The following is a 17,842-nucleotide window of genomic DNA, read 5'->3' on the forward strand; positions in this document are numbered from 1 at the left end:
CTTTTCTCCCATAAAAGTTCTTAAAATATTTCGCACCCTGACGAATGTCGCGACATTCGTCAGGGTGCGTTGCATTTTGGTAATTTCAATCAGAGGTGCTGAGAATCTGGCTGACAGACAGCTATGCCTCGGACTGGCCGGATAACATAGCCGGCCGGATCACTTTTTCTTTCCGAACTTCGGCGTTATGCCGATGAAAAATTCGAAGTTGATGCCGGGCATAGGGCGCGAAAGCACCGAAAGATAGTCTTCGTTGAAAAGATTGTTGACTGCAAGTTTCAGCGACAGATCGATAGGCTTGAACGACAGCCCTTTTTCGAGAGAGATATTGCTCATGAAATACTCAGGAAGATGTCCGGTGAGGGTATAGTCGTTGCTCGACATGGTGAACCGCTCGGAATACCAGCACCATTTATAAAGAAATCCCCACGAACGCCATGACAGCCGCCCCGTCAGCGATGCCGAATGCTTCGGCACGTATGGCAGCTGCTTGCCAACCGACTGGTCGGCAGGTGACATCTTTTCTCCCTCATTGATCGACGGGGTCCACGAATATGACCCGTTCAGATCGAGAAACCATCCCTTGAACGGCTGAACGCCGAGATTGCCGGTGACCTCAACGCCATAGGCATGCACCTCCTTGACATTGCGGGGTGAGAAAAATCCCTTGGTGGTCGGCAGCCATATTATCCAATCGTCGATACGAGAGTCAAACCAGGTGACACTTCCGCTCAGGCTGTAGACTTCCTTCTTGCCTATCTCGAAGCTTGCGCCAAGATCATAGGTGAAACCGTGCTCATTGCGCAGGTCAGGATTGCCACCCGGCAGGAAATAGAGGTCGTTGAGTGTCGGGACGCGGTAGTTGCGTGAAATGGAGGCCTTGAGAGTGACGTTGCCTTCAGGCAGCACAACCCCGTCAATGAAAAATGCCGGAATCAGAGGCGACCAGTCGGTGCCGAACATCTCTTCGCGCACCACCACTGACATGCCGAGCCGGTCAATGGGCTGCCATTTGGCTGAGGCTGATCCCGAAAGCTCTATGCGCCCTTTGTCATAGCCTACTATCGCCTTGTCGCCGTCCTGGAGTATTATGTTTCTGTCCTGGCTGCGCACAAAGTGCTGGTGAGCCGAGAGATTGGCGGTGAAAAACCATTTGCGGCTCGGAGTGTATTCACCCTCCGCCTGCCCGTAGATGGTGTTGATCTTGCTGCGTGAGCGGGTCATCGAGGCCCAGTTGCCCTCGGAGACTTCCCGCCGGTAGTCATAGGCCATCCATGTGTGGATATAGCCCCCTTTCAGGCCGGCTTTCCATTTGGAGCGGGTGTGGTCCCATGACAGCACACTGCGGAATGTCTGTTCCCGCTGGCGGTTTTCAAAGTCTGCCTCGTTGCCGTAGTCGGTGGTCAGCATCGGCAGTTCGCGGTTCGAGTCGATATACCACGCATTCAGCCCCAGACGGTCGCCTTTGAGCGTATTGTAGTAGATCTCCTGCAGAATGTGGGTGTCTCTGAACGCTCCGCTGCGGTTGCGCTCCTTAGGGTGATACTGGCCTATTATGTTGTGGTCATCGTCATAGATATTGACCTTTTTGTCGTGGTTGATATATTTGTAGTCGTTTGGCGACGAGGAGTGGACGGCGCGGGTCGACACGTGCCATTTGTCGCTTCCGTAGGTCAGACGGGCGAATTCATCGAAGGTGCTGAACGAACCGATGCCCTGGACATACTGCACGTTGAAGCCCTCAGGTGTGTCAGGCTCGGTGGCCAGTTTCACCAGTCCGCCCAGACCGCCGCCGGTTTCGTTGACCGACGATGTGCCGTGGAGCAGCGATGCCTGGTCTATGAAATAGGAGGGTATGGTCGAGAAGTCGGTCATGCCGAGCATCGGATTGTTGATGCGCATACCGTTCCATGTCACCTGTGTATGGCTCGGAGAGGTGCCTCTGAACGCCACCGTCGAAAGGGTGGCGCGGCCGTAGCTTTTGACGAATATTGAGGAGTTGAACGCAAGAATGTCGGCCATCGAAAGGGCTATGTTCTCTTTGAGCATGGCGCTGTCGAATGTGGTCTTGGTCACGCCGATCTCTTTCATAGGACGTTTGGCTCTGACCACCACCTCGCCGAGCTTATAGGAACGCTGCGCGAAACCGGGCATGATTCCGGCGAGCAGCAGAAACAATATCAGAATTTTTTTCATAGATGCAATCCGGTAAGTAACTGTCATTTCCAGCAGAAGGCACCCGGTGTTATGCCTACATAGAATTCATCGATAAGCTCACCCTGCGGACTGTAGCGGTAGATCATTCCTTGTTGCTGATAGTCTATTGCATCCGCCACATAGACTTCGCCGTTGAAGGGATTGACTGTAAGTCCGTAGTATTTTGTGTCGCGGTATTCCAGAAACGGTCTCACCGGCAGACGGTCTGCGGTGACATCCATCCTCCAGATGTCATTGTTGATCCAGTAGAGCGTATCGCCGGTGCCGTTGAGCTGCACCTCCGAAGGCCAGTCGCCGAATTTGAACTTGAACTGCTTCTCGATGGTGAAAGTCGCGGCGTCGATGCGGTAGAGCGACGGTGCCTCATGGCCGTAGGGGCTGCCTTCATAGCCGCCGTCAGTCACGGTCCACATCTTGTCATATCTGTCAAGCACCAGTGATGTAGGCTGGATGCCTACGGTCAGCTGGTCGACCACCTGATCAGTTTCGGTGTCGATCTTTATGATGCGGTTCTGGTAGCTCCAGCAGTTGCAGTACACATATTTGCCGTACTGCACCATCTGTTCGGTCGATCCGCTTTCCATAGTCATGTCAGGCACCGTGATATAGCCGGTGATTTCATATGTCTTCGGGTTGACGATGAAGATACGGTTGTCCCACAGCTGTGTGACATAGGCCTTCTCATCGCTCAGAAAGTGGATATAGCGCGGTGATGTCAGATTCTCTATGCGCCCGATCTCCTTGAATGTGTTGAGGTCTATGGCGAAGATGACGTGAGAGTTGTTGACCACTATCCACCCCTTGTTGTCATAGATGCTCATCGACTGGGCCACATCGCCGAGTTTCATGCCGTTGGCTCTGAAAAACACCTCGTTCTGCACAGTGTTTGTGGCCGGATCGTAGTAGCTCAGAGTGGCGTTGCCGTACTGGAAATTCCCTTCGTTGGTTATGAAAAGGCCCGATCCGGTGACATCGAAGTCTTCCGTTTCGCCGTAGTCCCACTCCATACACCCGCCCAGGGTCAGAGAGGAGAGGATCAGAATGAATATTGAGAATGGTTTCAGCATTGATTTCACTGCTTCTTGATCTTTATTTGTCATGCGTGCGTTTAAGCGCCGCAAAATTACTTCTTTTATGCGAGAACGCCAACTGCCTGCGGTGCGGATGATCGGAGGTCCCGCCGGGCTGACGGATGATGCAAGGGAATCTTTTTTGTCTGGTTGGTTTCAGGCCAGAGTATCCTGAAAGCCTCAGACGGCGGGAACACTGTCATTCCCTTGCGTCCGTCAGCCCGGCAGGGCCTGCCGGTCGGCAGAAAAAAGAGTAAAGTTTGGAGTTATGGTCTAATGGTTCAGGCTTCTGTCATGCCTACTGAGGCATCAGCGAGAGGTCCTGGAAATTAAACACTTCGGTAGAGACTTCACCGAGCCATCCGGATTTGGAATTGACTCCGGTCTGCACCTTTATGAAGTCGATATACTGGAGATTTATATGCGTCAGGTCCGGATACATCGCGTTTTCGATCAGGAATCCGTTGCGCTGTCCTTCGCCGCCTGAGCCGTTCGGGCCGCCGAGGTCGTCACTGCCTTTGTTGTCGGCATAACCCCAGCCGAATGCGCTGTTGTCCCAGAAACCGGAACTTGGGTCCTGAGAGGTCCGGGCTGCCAGGCAGGTGCCGTGGAGCGTATATGAATCAGCTTCAATCCAGGCCGGATAGTAGTAGTCCTGACGGTGGAAGGCGCTTAGATAGTCCACACAGCCGTCGCCACCGTAGTTGTCGGTCCACTGCACATTCATCTTCGGCCCGGCAGGGCGGTAATAGGTCACTGCATAGTCCTGACGTGTGCCGGCGTTTCCGGTCTCCGATCCGCGCAGTTCATACCATTCATCATCGGGAAGTCCGTTGCCGTTGACATCCTGCATGACATAGATCACACCGGGCTCGTTGGAGCCTCCTGATCCGGTTGTAGCGTTGAAAAACGCATTACCCATGACGGCGAAATCAAACTGCCCGTCTCTCCTGCTGATACTGTGGTCGAAACCGACTATTATATAGCCTCCGAACCCTCCTAGAGAGACAAAGGCTTTCTTGGCAAGTCGCTCCGAGGCCCACGCGTTTGCCTGGGCAAGTGTTGTCTCATTGCCGGTCATTCCTCCGGTTGAAGTCTCGCCTATGAACTGGCCAGGAGCCGGAACCCATTCAAACACCTTGGTGCTCTCGGCCGAACTTCCGGCTGAAGCTCTGCGGCAGCGCTGCGCCTCTGTGGCATCCACGCAGACCACTTTGACCGATGCGCTTGCCGTCTCGTCGACCGTCAGGCTGACAATATATTCGCCCGGCGCATCGGGGGTGAAGGGGAAGGTCCGCGCAGTGCATTCGCTTGCCACTCCGTCAACCGTCCATGAGAATTTCCGGGCCGCAAGATTTTCGATTAGCGGACTCAGAAACACGGGGCGTCCGGCAAACGTGTAGCGTGTGGTTGATGTCTGGAAATATGACGGTGTAGGGAATGATAGGCTGTAAGGCAACTTGTCGGTCACACAGATGCTGATCTCCACCGAATCTTCGCCATCGGCGTTCCACGCTCTGACTGTCAGCTTGTAGTCACCCGTCTCCCCGGCTTGGAAGCGGTAGTCCATATCCGAGCCGACTTCCACACCGTCGAGTGTCCAGCTGATCTTGAAATCCGTTCTGTCACTATTGCTGATCTCCGGGCGGAACACATATTCCGATCCCACGGCGAGCGTCAGAGAGTTGCCTGCAAGAGGAAGTGAAATTATCGGAGCGGCCGGATCGACCACGTCCACTCTCAGGTCTTCGCTGGAACTCCCGGCCTTGTTGCTCACGGTGACGGTCACGTAATATTCGCCCGTCTCGGTCCACTGCCGGGTGAATTCCGCAGTGGTCGCGGCCTCGGTGCCGTCTACAGTCCAGAGATACGAGGCACCCTCGGCATTGCGGTAGGCCGGAGCTATCGTCAGTTCGTCGCCCGCATTCACCGTATAGATTCCGCTCTCGCTGTCAAGGATGATCTGCGGTTTCGCCGCGTTGTCATTCTCGATCACCTCGTCGCGGTTGCAGGAAAAGAGCATAGCCCCCGCCAGAAGTATAGCGGCGGCTGTGCCCGTTCTTTCTATCATTCTGTTCATATTATTTTATTCTTCGAAGCGTACTGCCACGTCGTCATAGGCGAAATAGGCAGGCTGGCTGAAGCCATAGCCGTTGTCCGATGATCCGGTCACGTTGAACTCAACTTTAGCCACTTTGCCTAACTCGGAAAGGTCCCAGCGGGTCCAGTCGCGGACAATGTTGTCAGGCCCGTTACACATATAGAACTTGCTTTCGCCTGCCTTGCTGCCGTCGGCTGCATATCCTGTAGCTACGATCTGCACCCAGTCGTCAGGACCGATCTTGGCGGTGAGGCCGTTGCCGGAGATATAGCAGTTCATGGCATATGTGGAGTTCATTACCCACATATGATCTATGATGCGGGCTTTGCCGTCGGCAAACTCAATGGCCGGGAGTCCCTCGTTCATATTGAACTGCGAGCCGTCAAGATATCCGTAGTGCATGGCGAAGTTGCTTGAACCGTTGTGGCCTCCGGCACCGTAGACTGAGAGCTGGTGTGAGAAATCGCCGTGGCTCAGATCGGTGTCGGCATAATTCGAGATGGCGTGGCCGCCGCTCCAGTAGCAGTACATGCTGAAAGCCGGCGGCATGGAGTGGCGCAGTTCGGTGTTGTTCTGGTCATACCAGCTGTATGGATCGTCCATGCCATAGCCGCCAGAGCCGTAGAGCAGCTCGCCTCCATACTGCTTGCTGTCTATGAGGTCGCTCCAAGTCGAGATTGTCTTGTTGCAGTATGGGAGTGTGAAAGAGTTGAAGTGCGCGTCTGCGTCCTCGAAAGTCAGGAAGCGCAGTTCGTAGGTCGACACCTCGATCGCTGCCTCTGCCTCGATTTCGTCTTCAGACATGGTCGAGATTACGATTTTGCCTTTGCAGGTGACGTCGCGCTCTTCGTCAGAAGGGGCGGTGACGGTCAGAGTGCCGTCAGAGTAGTCAGCCGTCCAGCCGGTCGGAGCCGAGATGGTGATTTGGGCGATGTTGCTGGCATCCACGCTGTAGGTCTTGCTTTCGCCACGGTTGAAATCCTGGACTCCTTCGCAGCCGGTGATGACAAATTCCGGAACCAGGGGTTCGGGTGCGTCTTTGTCGTCAGAGCAGCTGGTCATCGGAAGCATACAGGCCAGTGCGACGATGCACGGCAGGTAGAAAAACTTTGTAGTCATGTTATCATTTATTGGTTAAAAATGCCGAAAAGAAAAATCCGCGTCTTTTCTGCGGTTTTGCGCGCGAAAAGATGCGGATAGGATGATGCAATTGATTACATTGTTTTTCTCTTTCCTGCCTTCGGCTCTGATCATGGTGCCGTGTTCTGACTCCCTGCCTTGTAGCCGCCGATGGTTGCTGAAAGAGTGGATTCCTGTCTGTAAATTCCCGCAGACGCAAAATTCATATGTCAGGAAAATGGCAGGTCTTCTGACTTGTTCCGGCCTGTCTGCGCCTTCTCGTCCTCCCTCGGAGCCTTTCAGCTCTGTCAGGTGTGGGGCAATGGCTTTTGCAGCAGATCTTTCCATCCGGGTTGAATGGAGTGGAACTTACAGCAGCGGGTACTGTTCCGGATTTGCACCGGATTCCCTTTTGTGCTCGTTGTCTGCGTGACTCTTCACGTCCGAGCAACCATTTTCGCCGACAAAGGTAACGAATTTCGTCAACTTTGCAAAATTATTTGACAAAGGGCCGCATTTTCATGCAGCCCTCTGTCAAATATACTCGGATTGTCAGTCGAAGTAATCAGTCAAAGACTCCTTCCATCGAGGTGTCTTCGGCATTGTTGTCGGCATCCACTTCCTCGTCATAATAGCCGTAGAACTCTTTTTCACAGAGATCCACTCCGGCCGGGAAGTCGAAGCGGGCGCTCTGACTGTAGTTCAGGCTCTTGTCGGCATAGACTTTTTTCATGAAGCGGCCATAGATCGGGAGGGCCATAGCGGCACCCTGGCCGTAGGCCATAGTGTTGAAGTGGATGAAGCGTTCCTCGCCGCCGACCCAGGTGCCGGCCACAAGCTGCGGGGTGAAGCCCATGAACCAGCCGTCGGCATTGTAGTTGGTAGTTCCGGTCTTGCCTCCCATTTCGGCGGTCAGTCCGTAGCGTGAGCGCACTCGGTGGGCTGTTCCTTCGTTGACCACATTGAGGAGCATCGAGAGTATGCGGTAATAGGCTTTCTCGCTGATCACTTCAGTGTGGCGCGGAGAGAATTCCGAAATTATATTGCCGTTGTTGTCGGCTATGGCGGTCACAAACATCGGGTCGACTCTCATGCCGTTGTTGGCAAAGGCCGAGTAGGCGGTGACCATTTCCTTGACCGAGACATCGGCCGGACCGAGACAGAGCGACATCACCGGAGGCAGGTCGGCAGTGATACCGAAATTGTGCATTGTTCTGACGAGCGATGGGGGAGAGAGCTGAGAGATCAGGCGTGCCGAAATCCAGTTGTTGGAGTTGGTGAGCGCCCAGCGGAGATTGACCATCTCGCCGACGCGCGCCGATCCGGCGTTTCGCGGAGCCCAGACGCGGCCGCTTTCGTCAGTGATCACCGGCTGGGTGTTGGAAAATTCATCGCAGGGGGTGAAACCTTCTTCCATCGCATAGGTGTAGAGGAAGGGCTTGACGGTAGAACCGATCTGGCGGCGTCCGGTCGACACCATGTCATACTGGAAGTAGCCGAAATCAGGACCTCCCACATATGCTTTGATGTGGCCGTTGAGCGGATCCATTGCCATGAATCCGGTGCGCAGGAACATCTTCTGGTAGAGCACTGAGTCGAGCGGTGTCATCACCGTGTCAACAGAACCGTGATAGGTGAACACCTTCATTTCGCGGGCCGTGTTGAACGCCCGGTCTATCTCCTCGCGCGAGGCGCCGGCCTTTACCATTGTGCGGTAGCGGTCGGTGTTTTTCATAGCGTTGCGGATCAGGTGGTTGCGGCGTATTTCCGACAGCTCGGCGCGGTCAGAGGTGTAAGGCGCTCCGCGTGTCCCGCGCTTTTCGCGGAAGAATGCCGGCTGGAGGTAGCCGCCGAGGTGTTCGGCCACAGCCTCTTCGGCATAAGCCTGCATGCGGGTATCGATTGTGGTGTAGATTTTCAGACCGTCTGTATAGATGTCATATTTCGAGCCGTCAGGCTTGGGATTTTTCTCGATCCAGCCGAAAAGCGGATTGGTTTCCCAGGCAATCGAGTCATCTACGTATTTCTGGGTTTCCCATGATCGGTAGTTCTGCCGTTCGGGCTTGTGGGCGCGCAGCATGCGGCGGAGTTCTTCGCGGAAATAGGGCGCGATTCCGTCTTTGGCATCCACGCGGTTGAAGTCGAGGGTCAGCGGGAGCGCCGACAGAGAGTCAAGCTCGGCTTTGGTGATCTTGCCGGCTTTTTCCATCTGTGCCAGAACCACGTTGCGGCGCTGCCGGGTGCGCTCGTTCTGCCTCACGGGGTTGTAATACGATGGATTTTTCACCATACCTACCAGTGTGGCGGCTTCTTCTATCTTAAGATCCTTAGGGGCCTTGCCGAAGTAGACGTGTGCGGCTGATTTGATGCCCACAGCGTTGTAAAGGAAGTCAAACTGATTGAGATACATCTTGATGATCTCCTCCTTCGAATAGTAGCGTTCGAGTTTGACGGCGATCATCCATTCGATGGGTTTCTGCATGGCGCGCGACAGGAATCCGCTGCTTGACGGCGAGTAGAGCTGCTTGGCAAGCTGCTGGGTCAGAGTCGATCCGCCGCCTGCGTTCTTGTTGCCCATGAGCACGGTTTTGAACAGGACTCGTCCCAGGCCTCGCATGTCGATGCCCGAATGTTCCTCGAAGCGCACGTCTTCAGTCGAGATAAGCGCATTGATTACGTGTGGCGACACCTCGTCGAAGTCGGCATAGACGCGGTTGCCGGTGCCTACGAAATAGCGCCCGATCTCTTTGCCGTCAGCCGAGTAAAGCACCGAGGCAAAGCGGTCAGTCGGATTTTTGAGCTCTTCAACGGGAGGCATATAACCGATCACTCCGTTGTAGACAAGGAAGAGGAAGAAAAAGACTCCGATAACGCCGAGTGCGAAGACAGTCCAAAGCGTGGCTATCAGTCCGCGGTGGCTTTTAGCTTTCTTGCCCTTGCCGGTTTCTGATCCGGTTTCAGCTTTCTTTTTGTGGAGAGTATTCTGGTCAGTCTGTTGCATGGCGATTTTGTAGAGGGGCGGGAAGATCCCGATGACTGGTTGTTGAGTGTATATATTAAGATATGTACGCGCGCGTAAGAGAATCCGGCTCTTGCTTGACTTCGCTGTACTTCAGTCTGCAAAATTAATAATAATTCGGCGAAATGCAAAGCCGCTTTTCAGCCTCTTCAGCCATCACTGCCCGCAGGCCGTCAGATATTTTTACACCGGCAGCATAAAAATCGAGGCTGGCTCCTTGATTCCCGTTCCCTCCGACGTGCTCTAAGTCACAATTTAATATGAGGGGGGAGCAAAAATCACGCACAGCAAAGTCAAATAATCAAATCAGTTCACAAAAGTTGGTATGAACTGGATACCGAGAACGGCTGCGATGCGGAAGAAGCTCGACAGTTGAATGTCGGCTTTGCCGTTCTCGACGCGGGCGATGTAGCTCTGCTCGCGACCGAGTTTTTCGGCGAGCTGCTTCTGTGTGAGGTTGAGTTCCTTGCGACGTTCACGGAGCATATTACCATAGAACCACGCTAGAGATTCCTCGTTGAATTGCTCGCGCGAGGGAGTGCCGGGTGCGCCATATTTCTCATCAAGCATTGAGTTGGCGGTTGAGAGTTTGGCTAACTTTTCGGGGTTTATCTGTCTCATAATTCCAGGTTGTTTAATATCGAGAGTGCAATCTCGACTTGTTTACGATAGTCTCTGTTGTCTTTCTTTAGAAAGGCATTGAGCAATATTACGCTCTTTGCTTCTATCAAGTTATCGTGGTCGATAGCAAAGAGGACAGTCCGATACTCGTTAGTGCCGACCGACACTCTCATTTCGTAGAGGTCGGTGTTTTCAAGATGCTTTATAAATTTGGTGGGTACGTTATAAATCGTTGAAATTACGTTTGTAACGTAGTCAAATTTAGTTTGCGTCTTGGGCAGTAACGAGCTATAAAACGTCTCAAATTCAGGCGTTTTATATACGATGCGGACATATTGCCCGGTGCGTTCTTCAGAACTCATGGCGCAAAGATAACTAATTAGTAATAATTAGACAAATGAAATGAGCGGAAAGTTCACGGGGAGCGAATTATACTACCGCACCGCAGGCCGTCAGGCTTTCGGCTGTTCAGGGTTTGAAATAGCCGCCCGGAGCAGGGTCTGTGACCTCTACCGGAGATGCCGACATGGCCGAGAGCATCTGAGAGAGTGTGGCGGCGGCATCGGCGCGCGCCTGGCGCACATAGCCTTTGGCGTAGATTTTCCGTCGGAAGTTGTCGATGACCTTGCGCTTGATGTCGTTTTCTTCGGCGGTAGTGAATTTTGTCGAGCCGAGAAGTTTTTCGTTCCAGGTATCTATCACTTCATATGATCCCGGCTGTGTCGATTCGTGGATTTCGACTGTTTCCGGCGGCAGTATGACCACTATGGTGTCGCCCTTCATCCGTGTGGCGGCGCTGTCGAGGTCAAAGGATATGAAGCCGCTGAGAGTGGTGCAGGCAAAAATATGGCGGGTTCCGATGTGGGCTTTTATGGGCACGTCTTCAATAAATTCGACTGTGCATAGCTCCATTGCTGGCTTTATTTCGGTGACAAGGGCCTGCTGTATCTTGTGGGTCGAGGCCTCAGGGGAGTTTTTGAATCGGATGGCGAGAAAAATTACGGTGGCTGTGAGCGCCAGAAGTACGGTCCAGCGCAGTATGCTGAGTAGTTTCATAATATCAGTGTCTGTCAGTCTTTTGATGAGTGGCTAAAAGATTGAACCTAAAATTGTTTCTGAAATATCTAATCTTTGAAACGGATGCTGACATCTATGCCCTGGCTCCGGCCCCATTGGGTGAAGTAGGTCACGGCCTTGGTTTTGGCAAGTTCGGTCAGACGTGAGGTGAACGCCGGGTTCTGTCTGACCTCTTCTTTGAGCAGACGGTTCATTTCTTCTTTCAGCGCTGCGCGTTCGTCTGCATTGATTTCGGAGCGCAGTCCGGTGACTCGATAGTGCTCTTCGCGTATCTCGGCATCGCGGCCTGTGAATTCGATTTCGATGGCCGGAAGTGTGAGCTGCATGCTTTTGCCGTCGGCGCTAAGGCTGATGTCGGCCGGCGTGAGTTTTTCAAGATCAATGTAGGCGCGCAGATATGTGTCATATGAATAGGCGGCTTTGCGTGATCCGGGTTTGATGGCGGCAAGCAGTGCTGAGGCGGTCTGTTTCAGGCCTTGGGCTTCGCTCAGCCGGATGTCATCTATGGAGGCCATCTTTGAGAGAGTCATGCGGCCTACAACGAGTTTCTTTACTGCACGGAGTTCTGAATAGTAGGTGCGGTCCGGATCTGACGGTTTCTCGCGGCAGCTGCTGAGGCTTGTGGCAAGAAGGGCCGACAGGAGCATTAAAGTCAGTGTTATTCGGGCTTTAATCATTTTGCTTGGTACTTCAGTGTGTGTCTGTAATTAAGATCGGGTTGTATAAAGGTCCCGCATCAGTGTGCACACCGGGCACACTGATGCGGGGACCGGTTTGGGGTGCTTATTCCACGCGGCGGGCACCGTCGGAGATTACTACGTCGTAGATCTTCGGCTGGTGGCCGTAGCGGGCGTTGAATTTTTCAGTGACTGTGGCAATGAAGTTGTCATAGATGCCGTCGGCCACGAGGTTGATGGTGCAGCCTCCGAAGCCGCCTCCCATGATCCGGGAGCCGGTCACTCCACATTCTTTTGCTATATCGTTGAGATAGTCGAGTTCCTCGCATGAAACTTCATAGTCTTTCGAGAGGCCGTGGTGGGTGGCATACATGAGTTTGCCCACGGTCTCGATGTCGCTGCGGTTGAGGGCTTCGCAGACGTCGAGCACTCGCTCCTTTTCTTCGATGACGAATTTTGCGCGCATGTAGTCTTCGGCCGAGATGTCGGCCTTGACAGCATCAAGCATCTCCATGTCGGCGTCGCGGAGGGTGTCGATGCCCAGACGGCGGGCCACGTTCTCGCATGACTGGCGTCGCTTGTTGTAGGGTGAGTCAACGAGCTCATGCTTGACCACTGAGTCGACAAGCACCAGGCGGTAGCCGTCGAGTTTGAAGGGGAAATATTCGAATTCGAGCGAACGGCAGTCGAGGCGGATCAGGCAGTCTTTCTTGCCGAACACCGAAGCGAACTGGTCCATGATGCCGCAGTTGACACCGCAGTAGTTGTGTTCGGTCGACTGGCCGATCTTGGCGAGTTCGAATTTGTCGATAGTGTTGCCGTTGAAGAGGTCGTTGAGTGCGAATGCGAAGCATGATTCAAGTGCTGCTGACGATGAGAGGCCTGCGCCGAGGGGCACGTTTCCCGCAAACACCGCGTCGAAGCCTTTGACCGAACCGCCGCGCTTGATGGTCTCGCGGCATACGCCGAACACGTAGCGGGCCCACTGCTGCGAGGGGGCATCGGCTTCGTTGAGTCCGAACGATGCTGACTCATCGAGGTCTATCGAGTAGAGGTTGACCTTGTCGGTGCCGTTGGGGCGGATGTCGGCCATGATGGCTTTGTCGATGGCTCCGGGGAATACGAAGCCGCCGTTGTAGTCAGTGTGCTCGCCGATGAGGTTGATGCGTCCGGCTGAGGCATAGAGAGAGCCTTCGCCTCCGAAATGCGATGCGAAAGCCTCGCTGACTTTGGTTTTGAGTTCCATGATGGTGTTGAATGTGTATTGGGTTTGTGAGAGATTTTTGATCAGAACATTTTGTCCGGATAGATGCCTTCGGCGTGGAGCTGGGCGAATTTCTCGACCACTCCGGGACGGTCGGCGGCATAGGTTACGCCAAACCAGCGCGAGTCTGTGTCAAGCACTTTGACGGTGGCTTCGCCTGAATGGATGAGAGTGTCGATCACGAGCGGAATGAAGAATTCGGCCTTCGGAGTGTTGAGATCCTTGTCAAGGAAGGTGCGGAATTCGCGCTCGGAGTAGTCGAAATAGTCGGGTGTGAAGCCCCAGAGGTTCATTGACACGGGGGTCATCGGGTCGAGGGTCTGCTCGATGCCGTTTTCGTCAGTGAAGACGATGTCGCCGTTGGGGGCGTAGGAGATGGCGGTGCGTTCTACCACTCCGGTCAGATTGCCGTCAGCGCCTTTGGAGCATACGCCGCGGGCCACGGAGCCGTTTTCTGTCATGGTGTTGCCTACGCGGAAGCCTACCATCGAGTAGTCGCCCTTGCGGTCGCGGGGACGCATGAGGTCTTCGGCCATCACGCGGAAGGCGTCGCGACCGTAGAAGTCATCGGCATTGATCACGGCAAAAGGTTCGCTGATGACCTCGCTGCCCATCATCACGGCGTGGTTTGTACCCCAGGGTTTGGTACGGTCAGCCGGACATACATAGCCTTCGGGAAGCTTGTCTGTTGCCTGGAATACCACTTCGACCGGAATGTGGCCTTCATATTTTGAGAGAATCTTATCGCGGAAATCTTTTTCGAAATCTTTACGGATTACAAAGACAACTTTGCCGAAGCCGGCCTGGATCGCGTCATAGATTGAGTAGTCCATGATGGTCTGGCCCTGGGGGCCGAGCGGATCAAGCTGTTTGAGACCGCCGTAGCGGCTGCCCATGCCGGCAGCAAGTACAAAAAGGGTTGGTTTCATGACTCAGAGAGTTGTGAATTTAAAGATTATTGTTTCGTTATATTTTTCGTTGGGATTGAGGCGTGAAGTGGGGAATTTGGGATGGTTGGGGCATCAGGGAAGTTCTGACATTCGATGGCCACGCCGTCATAGTCGCTGTAGGCGCCTGATGAGATGCTTTCGGGGCAGCCTGCGAGCCAGTTGCCGGTGTAGACCTGCATGCCGGGCTGAGTGGTGGAGATGCGGAGTTCGCGGCCCGAACGGTCGGAGCGCAACACGGCAGTCTCCTGGAGCCGGCCCTTGGAATATCCGTCACACACCCAGCAGTGGTCATAGCCTTTGCCTACTTTGAGGGGGTGGAAGTCGGCGTTGATGTCGCGCCCTATGGCTTTGAATTCTGTGAAGTCCATCGGAGTGTCCCTGACGGGCGCGAGTTCTCCGGTGGGAATCTGGGTGTCGTCGGTGGGCAGATAGCGGGAGGCCTTGAGCCTGAGCTGATGGTCAAGCACTGAGCCTGCATTCTCACCATCGAGGTTGAAATAGGCGTGGTTGGTGAGATTTATGACTGTCGGCGCGTCAGTCTCGGCCTGGAGCTGGAGGGTGAGTTGATTGTCATCGCTCCAGGTGTAGGTTACTTTGACGTCAAGATTGCCTGGGTAGCCTTCTTCGCCGTCGGCAGCGCGATAGGTGAATTCCACACTGTTGCCGTCGGCGCGGCTTTCCCAGATGCGGTTCATGAAGCCTGTCGGACCGCCGTGGAGGGCGTTGGGGCCGTTGTTGACGGCCAGTGTGTAGTCTTTCCCGTCAAGCGAGAAACAGCCGAGGGCTATGCGGTTGGCGAAACGGCCTGGCACTTTGCCGGCGCAGGGGCCGTCGGCGAGATATGATGCGGGGTCCTTGTAACCGAGCGCCACGTTGGCCAGACGGCCTTCGGCGTCGGGAACATTGATTGCCACAATGCCTGCTCCGAGTGACGACAGTGTCACCGAAGCGCCTGATTTATTCGTAAGAGTGTAGAGTGTGATTTCTCCTGCGGGAGAGTTTGCTTTTGAGATCTGGATATTCATGAAATTGGAATTGATGAAGCCGCTGACGGCATGCCCTGAGGGTTGTTTGTCTGTTTCTTTACGGCGGTCTCCGTCAAGGAGAACCACCTATTTATAGTTATTAAATGCAAATATAGTAAATATTCATCGTCCTGCCAATACCGCAATCCCAAAAAACCGGCCCCGGCTGTTAAAAATAGTTCATCCGGCCTCGGTATGGAGCCGGGCCGGATGAGTTGTGATGTGAAGAGGGGTGTTCAGGCTTTTTCCTTGATTGCGTTGCGTAGACGGTCAAGGGCTTCGCGGATCACGGAGCGGGGTGAGGCTACGTTGAGGCGCATGAAGCCGCGGCCCTCGCGGCCGAACATCTCGCCGTCGTTGAGCGCAAGACGTGCGCGGCGCACAAATAGGTCTGTCAGGCCGTCGTGGTCAAGTCCGAGACTGCGGCAGTCAAGCCATACAAGGAAACTGGCTTGCGGGCGCAGTGGCCTGATCTGAGGCATGTTGGCCTTGCAATAGTCAATGACGAAGTCGATGTTGCCCTCGATGTAGCGTAGCATTTCTTGCCTCCATTCCTCGCCCTGGCTGAAGGCCGCTATGGTGGCTATTGGGGCGAAAAGGGTTGGTTCGTTCAGTTCGTTGGCTGTCAGCCAGCTGAAGAAGCGCTGGCGGATCTGCGGGTCGGGCACTATGGCGTAGGAACTGACGATACCTGCTATATTGAAGGTTTTTGACGGGGCGCCGAATGTGATGCTGCAGGCTGCTGCTTCGGGGCTTACGGATGCAAAAGGAATGTGGCGGTTGTCCCAGAGCGCCATGTCGGAGTGGATTTCGTCGGATATGACGAGTATGCCGCGGCGGTGACAGAACGCGGCGAGGCGGCGGAGGGTCTCGCGGTCCCAGGTGATGCCGGCAGGGTTGTGGGGGTTGGAGAGGATGAGCAGACGGCATTTTTCGTCAGCGACTTTTTCGAGATTGTCGAAGTCCATGCTGTAGCTGCCGTCGGGGTTTTCCTTGAGCGGGTTGAAGACCACTTCGCGGCGGTTGCCTTCGGGCGTGAGGCGGAATGGGTGGTAGACCGGGGGCTGGATGATCACTTTCTCATCTTCCCTGACGAAGACGTTGATCACCATGCCGATGCCTTTCACTATGCCGGGTATGTAGGTGATCCAGTCGCGTTCCACCTCCCAGCCGTGATGGTCGGCGATCCAGCGGATCACGGTGGGCCAGTATTCGGCGGGTTCTACGGTGTAGCCGAAAAGTGAGTGGTCGAGTCTCCGGCGCAGGGCGTCGGTGATGAAGCCGGGGGTCTCGAAATCCATGTCGGCCACCCAGAGCGGCAGGAGGTCGGGGTCGCCGTAGCGCTCTTCAAGTACGTCGAATTTCAGTGCTCCGGTGCCTTTGCGGTCAACCGGGCTGTCAAAATTATATTTTCCCATTGTTGAGTATGTGCGTGAAGTCAGAGGGCGTTTTTTACAACCTTTTTTATTTCGGTTATGACTCCTGCAGGGCCTGGCGGATGTCATCGAAGAGGTCGTCGACATCTTCGAGGCCTATTGAGAGGCGGATTGTTGTGTCGAGAATGTCGATGTCGCGGCGTTGCTCGTCGGTGAACGGTCCGAAGATGGTGCTCGCCGGGTGGATGGCGAGAGAGCGGTTGTCGAAGAGGTTGGTGGCGCGGCGTATGAGACGGAGATTGTTGATGAAGCTGAAGCAGGCGTCGCGGTCGGCGAGGTCGATGGTGAGCATTGCGCCGGCTGTGGGACCGAACTGGCTGCGGGCGAGATCATGATAGGGGTTGTCGGGCAGCCCTACATAGTTGACGCGCCTGATGGCCGTAAGTTCGCGGAGGCGTTCAGCGAGGGCCTGGGTATTGGCCGACTGTATGCGGTAGCGGGCGTCGAGATTTTCCAGTCCGAGAGTCTGCATGTAGGCCGCATGAGGGGTCATGTATGCGCCGAGGTTCAGAAGCATTTCCGAACGCATTCGTTTTTCGAAACCCTCGTAGGTGCCGTAGTCGATCACCAGACCGCCTATTGATGTCGCGCCTCCGGAGAGATATTTGGTGCTTGAGACTATCTCGATGTCGACGCCGAGCGCGTGGGAGTCGAATTCTGTGAACGGTATGGCGGTGGTGTCAGCTATAAGCGGAATGTTGTGGCGATGGGCAATCTCGGCCAGCGCGCGGAGATCAGCCACCTCCATCTGCGGATTGGTGATGATTTCGAGATAGATGCAGCAGGAGTTTTCATCGACAGTCTTCTCCACTTCGGCAAGATCGGTCAGGTCGCAGAGGCGGGCTCCTACACCGAAGCGGCTGAGTGTCGAGGTGATCAGCGCGTAAGTGTTGCCGAACATGTGGCGCGATGTGACGATGTTTTTGCCTGCTCCGGCCACGGCCATCAGCGAGTTGCTGATAGCGGCCATCCCGGAGCTGAATGCAATGACATCTTTGGCTCCGGTGAGATCCTTGATCTTGTTTTCGAAATATATGACGGTCGGATTGGTAACTCTCGAATAGTCCGGGGCCGAACTACGGCCGCAGAAAGCATCGGCCATCACGTTGGCGTTGTCAAACTCATAGGCGGCGGTGTGGTAGATCGGCATGCTCAGAGAATTGTAAGCGTCAGGGCTCTGGAAACGTGTGTGGATTGCTCGTGTCTGTTTTTTCATGACATATGTGTGATGAATTTGTCGCAAAGATAAATATAAAAAATGAAAAC

Annotated in this window: 14 protein-coding genes and 1 riboswitch; all 14 genes read right to left on the minus strand. The window is 54.5% G+C overall.

Annotated features, from left to right (window positions below):
• Window positions 1-159: 159 nt before the first annotated feature.
• Complete coding sequence (locus E7745_RS06810; protein ID WP_370291902.1) at window positions 160-2,154, minus strand: TonB-dependent receptor; 1,995 nt, start codon at window positions 2,152-2,154, stop codon at window positions 160-162.
• Between the two features lie 65 nt (window positions 2,155-2,219).
• Window positions 2,220-3,284, minus strand: a complete 1,065-nt coding sequence (locus E7745_RS06815) for a glutaminyl-peptide cyclotransferase (RefSeq protein ID WP_240740398.1) — start codon at window positions 3,282-3,284, stop codon at window positions 2,220-2,222.
• A 301-nt stretch (window positions 3,285-3,585) separates the two neighbouring features.
• Window positions 3,586-5,358 (minus strand): PKD-like domain-containing protein, encoded by a 1,773-nt coding sequence (locus E7745_RS06820; RefSeq protein WP_240740384.1) that lies wholly within the window; start codon window positions 5,356-5,358, stop codon window positions 3,586-3,588.
• 15 nt (window positions 5,359-5,373) lie between these two features.
• Entirely contained in the window at window positions 5,374-6,507 is a 1,134-nt protein-coding gene (locus E7745_RS06825; RefSeq protein ID WP_136408520.1) for a DUF4465 domain-containing protein, read from the minus strand.
• Between the two features lie 222 nt (window positions 6,508-6,729).
• Window positions 6,730-6,978: riboswitch (cobalamin riboswitch) on the minus strand.
• A 94-nt stretch (window positions 6,979-7,072) separates the two neighbouring features.
• Window positions 7,073-9,508, minus strand: coding sequence for a transglycosylase domain-containing protein (locus E7745_RS06830; protein ID WP_123611100.1), 2,436 nt, complete (start codon window positions 9,506-9,508; stop codon window positions 7,073-7,075).
• Between the two features lie 324 nt (window positions 9,509-9,832).
• Complete coding sequence (locus tag E7745_RS06835; protein WP_107031976.1) at window positions 9,833-10,147, minus strand: helix-turn-helix domain-containing protein; 315 nt, start codon at window positions 10,145-10,147, stop codon at window positions 9,833-9,835.
• Complete coding sequence (locus E7745_RS06840) at window positions 10,144-10,509, minus strand: type II toxin-antitoxin system RelE/ParE family toxin (protein ID WP_124075763.1); 366 nt, start codon at window positions 10,507-10,509, stop codon at window positions 10,144-10,146. Before E7745_RS06840 ends, E7745_RS06835 begins: the two co-directional genes overlap by 4 nt.
• A 106-nt stretch (window positions 10,510-10,615) precedes the next feature.
• Window positions 10,616-11,203, minus strand: a complete 588-nt coding sequence (locus tag E7745_RS06845) for a DUF4230 domain-containing protein (RefSeq protein ID WP_136408521.1) — start codon at window positions 11,201-11,203, stop codon at window positions 10,616-10,618.
• 68 nt (window positions 11,204-11,271) lie between these two features.
• Window positions 11,272-11,901 carry a DUF4230 domain-containing protein gene (locus tag E7745_RS06850; protein WP_124075761.1) on the minus strand — a complete coding sequence of 210 codons (630 nt, stop codon included), beginning with the start codon at window positions 11,899-11,901 and terminating at the stop codon, window positions 11,272-11,274.
• A 106-nt stretch (window positions 11,902-12,007) separates the two neighbouring features.
• Window positions 12,008-13,147, minus strand: coding sequence for a galactokinase (gene galK / locus E7745_RS06855; RefSeq protein WP_124075760.1), 1,140 nt, complete (start codon window positions 13,145-13,147; stop codon window positions 12,008-12,010).
• Window positions 13,148-13,188: 41 nt separating this feature from the next.
• Window positions 13,189-14,094: a sugar phosphate nucleotidyltransferase gene (locus E7745_RS06860; RefSeq protein WP_124075759.1), complete on the minus strand. Its 906-nt coding sequence runs from the start codon at window positions 14,092-14,094 to the stop codon at window positions 13,189-13,191.
• Window positions 14,095-14,120: 26 nt separating this feature from the next.
• A complete protein-coding gene (locus E7745_RS06865; protein WP_370291893.1) occupies window positions 14,121-15,227 on the minus strand; it encodes an aldose epimerase family protein in 1,107 nt (368 codons plus the stop codon).
• A gap of 149 nt (window positions 15,228-15,376) precedes the next feature.
• Complete coding sequence (locus E7745_RS06870) at window positions 15,377-16,558, minus strand: MalY/PatB family protein (RefSeq protein WP_123398330.1); 1,182 nt, start codon at window positions 16,556-16,558, stop codon at window positions 15,377-15,379.
• Between the two features lie 55 nt (window positions 16,559-16,613).
• On the minus strand, window positions 16,614-17,792 hold the full coding sequence (locus tag E7745_RS06875) for a PLP-dependent aspartate aminotransferase family protein (RefSeq protein ID WP_124075758.1): 1,179 nt from the start codon (window positions 17,790-17,792) through the stop codon (window positions 16,614-16,616).
• Between the last annotated feature and the right edge of the window lie 50 nt (window positions 17,793-17,842).

It is taken from the genome of Duncaniella sp. C9 (assembly GCF_004803935.1).
Taxonomy (GTDB): domain Bacteria; phylum Bacteroidota; class Bacteroidia; order Bacteroidales; family Muribaculaceae; genus Duncaniella; species Duncaniella muris.

Excerpts from the sequence above, each read along its gene's own strand:
- E7745_RS06870 (WP_123398330.1), bottom strand. The coding sequence starts at position 16,558 with ATGGGAAAATATAATTTTGACAGCCCGGTTGACCGCAAAGGCACCGGA.
- E7745_RS06860 (WP_124075759.1), bottom strand. The coding sequence starts at position 14,094 with ATGAAACCAACCCTTTTTGTACTTGCTGCCGGCATGGGCAGCCGCTAC.
- galK (WP_124075760.1), bottom strand. The coding sequence starts at position 13,147 with ATGGAACTCAAAACCAAAGTCAGCGAGGCTTTCGCATCGCATTTCGGA.
- E7745_RS06820 (WP_240740384.1), bottom strand. The coding sequence starts at position 5,358 with ATGATAGAAAGAACGGGCACAGCCGCCGCTATACTTCTGGCGGGGGCT.
- E7745_RS06810 (WP_370291902.1), bottom strand. The coding sequence starts at position 2,154 with ATGCCCGGTTTCGCGCAGCGTTCCTATAAGCTCGGCGAGGTGGTGGTC.
- E7745_RS06830 (WP_123611100.1), bottom strand. The coding sequence starts at position 9,508 with ATGCAACAGACTGACCAGAATACTCTCCACAAAAAGAAAGCTGAAACC.
- E7745_RS06850 (WP_124075761.1), bottom strand. The coding sequence starts at position 11,901 with ATGATTAAAGCCCGAATAACACTGACTTTAATGCTCCTGTCGGCCCTT.
- E7745_RS06840 (WP_124075763.1), bottom strand. The coding sequence starts at position 10,509 with ATGAGTTCTGAAGAACGCACCGGGCAATATGTCCGCATCGTATATAAA.
- E7745_RS06825 (WP_136408520.1), bottom strand. The coding sequence starts at position 6,507 with ATGACTACAAAGTTTTTCTACCTGCCGTGCATCGTCGCACTGGCCTGT.
- E7745_RS06815 (WP_240740398.1), bottom strand. The coding sequence starts at position 3,284 with ATGCTGAAACCATTCTCAATATTCATTCTGATCCTCTCCTCTCTGACC.
- E7745_RS06875 (WP_124075758.1), bottom strand. The coding sequence starts at position 17,792 with ATGAAAAAACAGACACGAGCAATCCACACACGTTTCCAGAGCCCTGAC.
- E7745_RS06835 (WP_107031976.1), bottom strand. The coding sequence starts at position 10,147 with ATGAGACAGATAAACCCCGAAAAGTTAGCCAAACTCTCAACCGCCAAC.
- E7745_RS06845 (WP_136408521.1), bottom strand. The coding sequence starts at position 11,203 with ATGAAACTACTCAGCATACTGCGCTGGACCGTACTTCTGGCGCTCACA.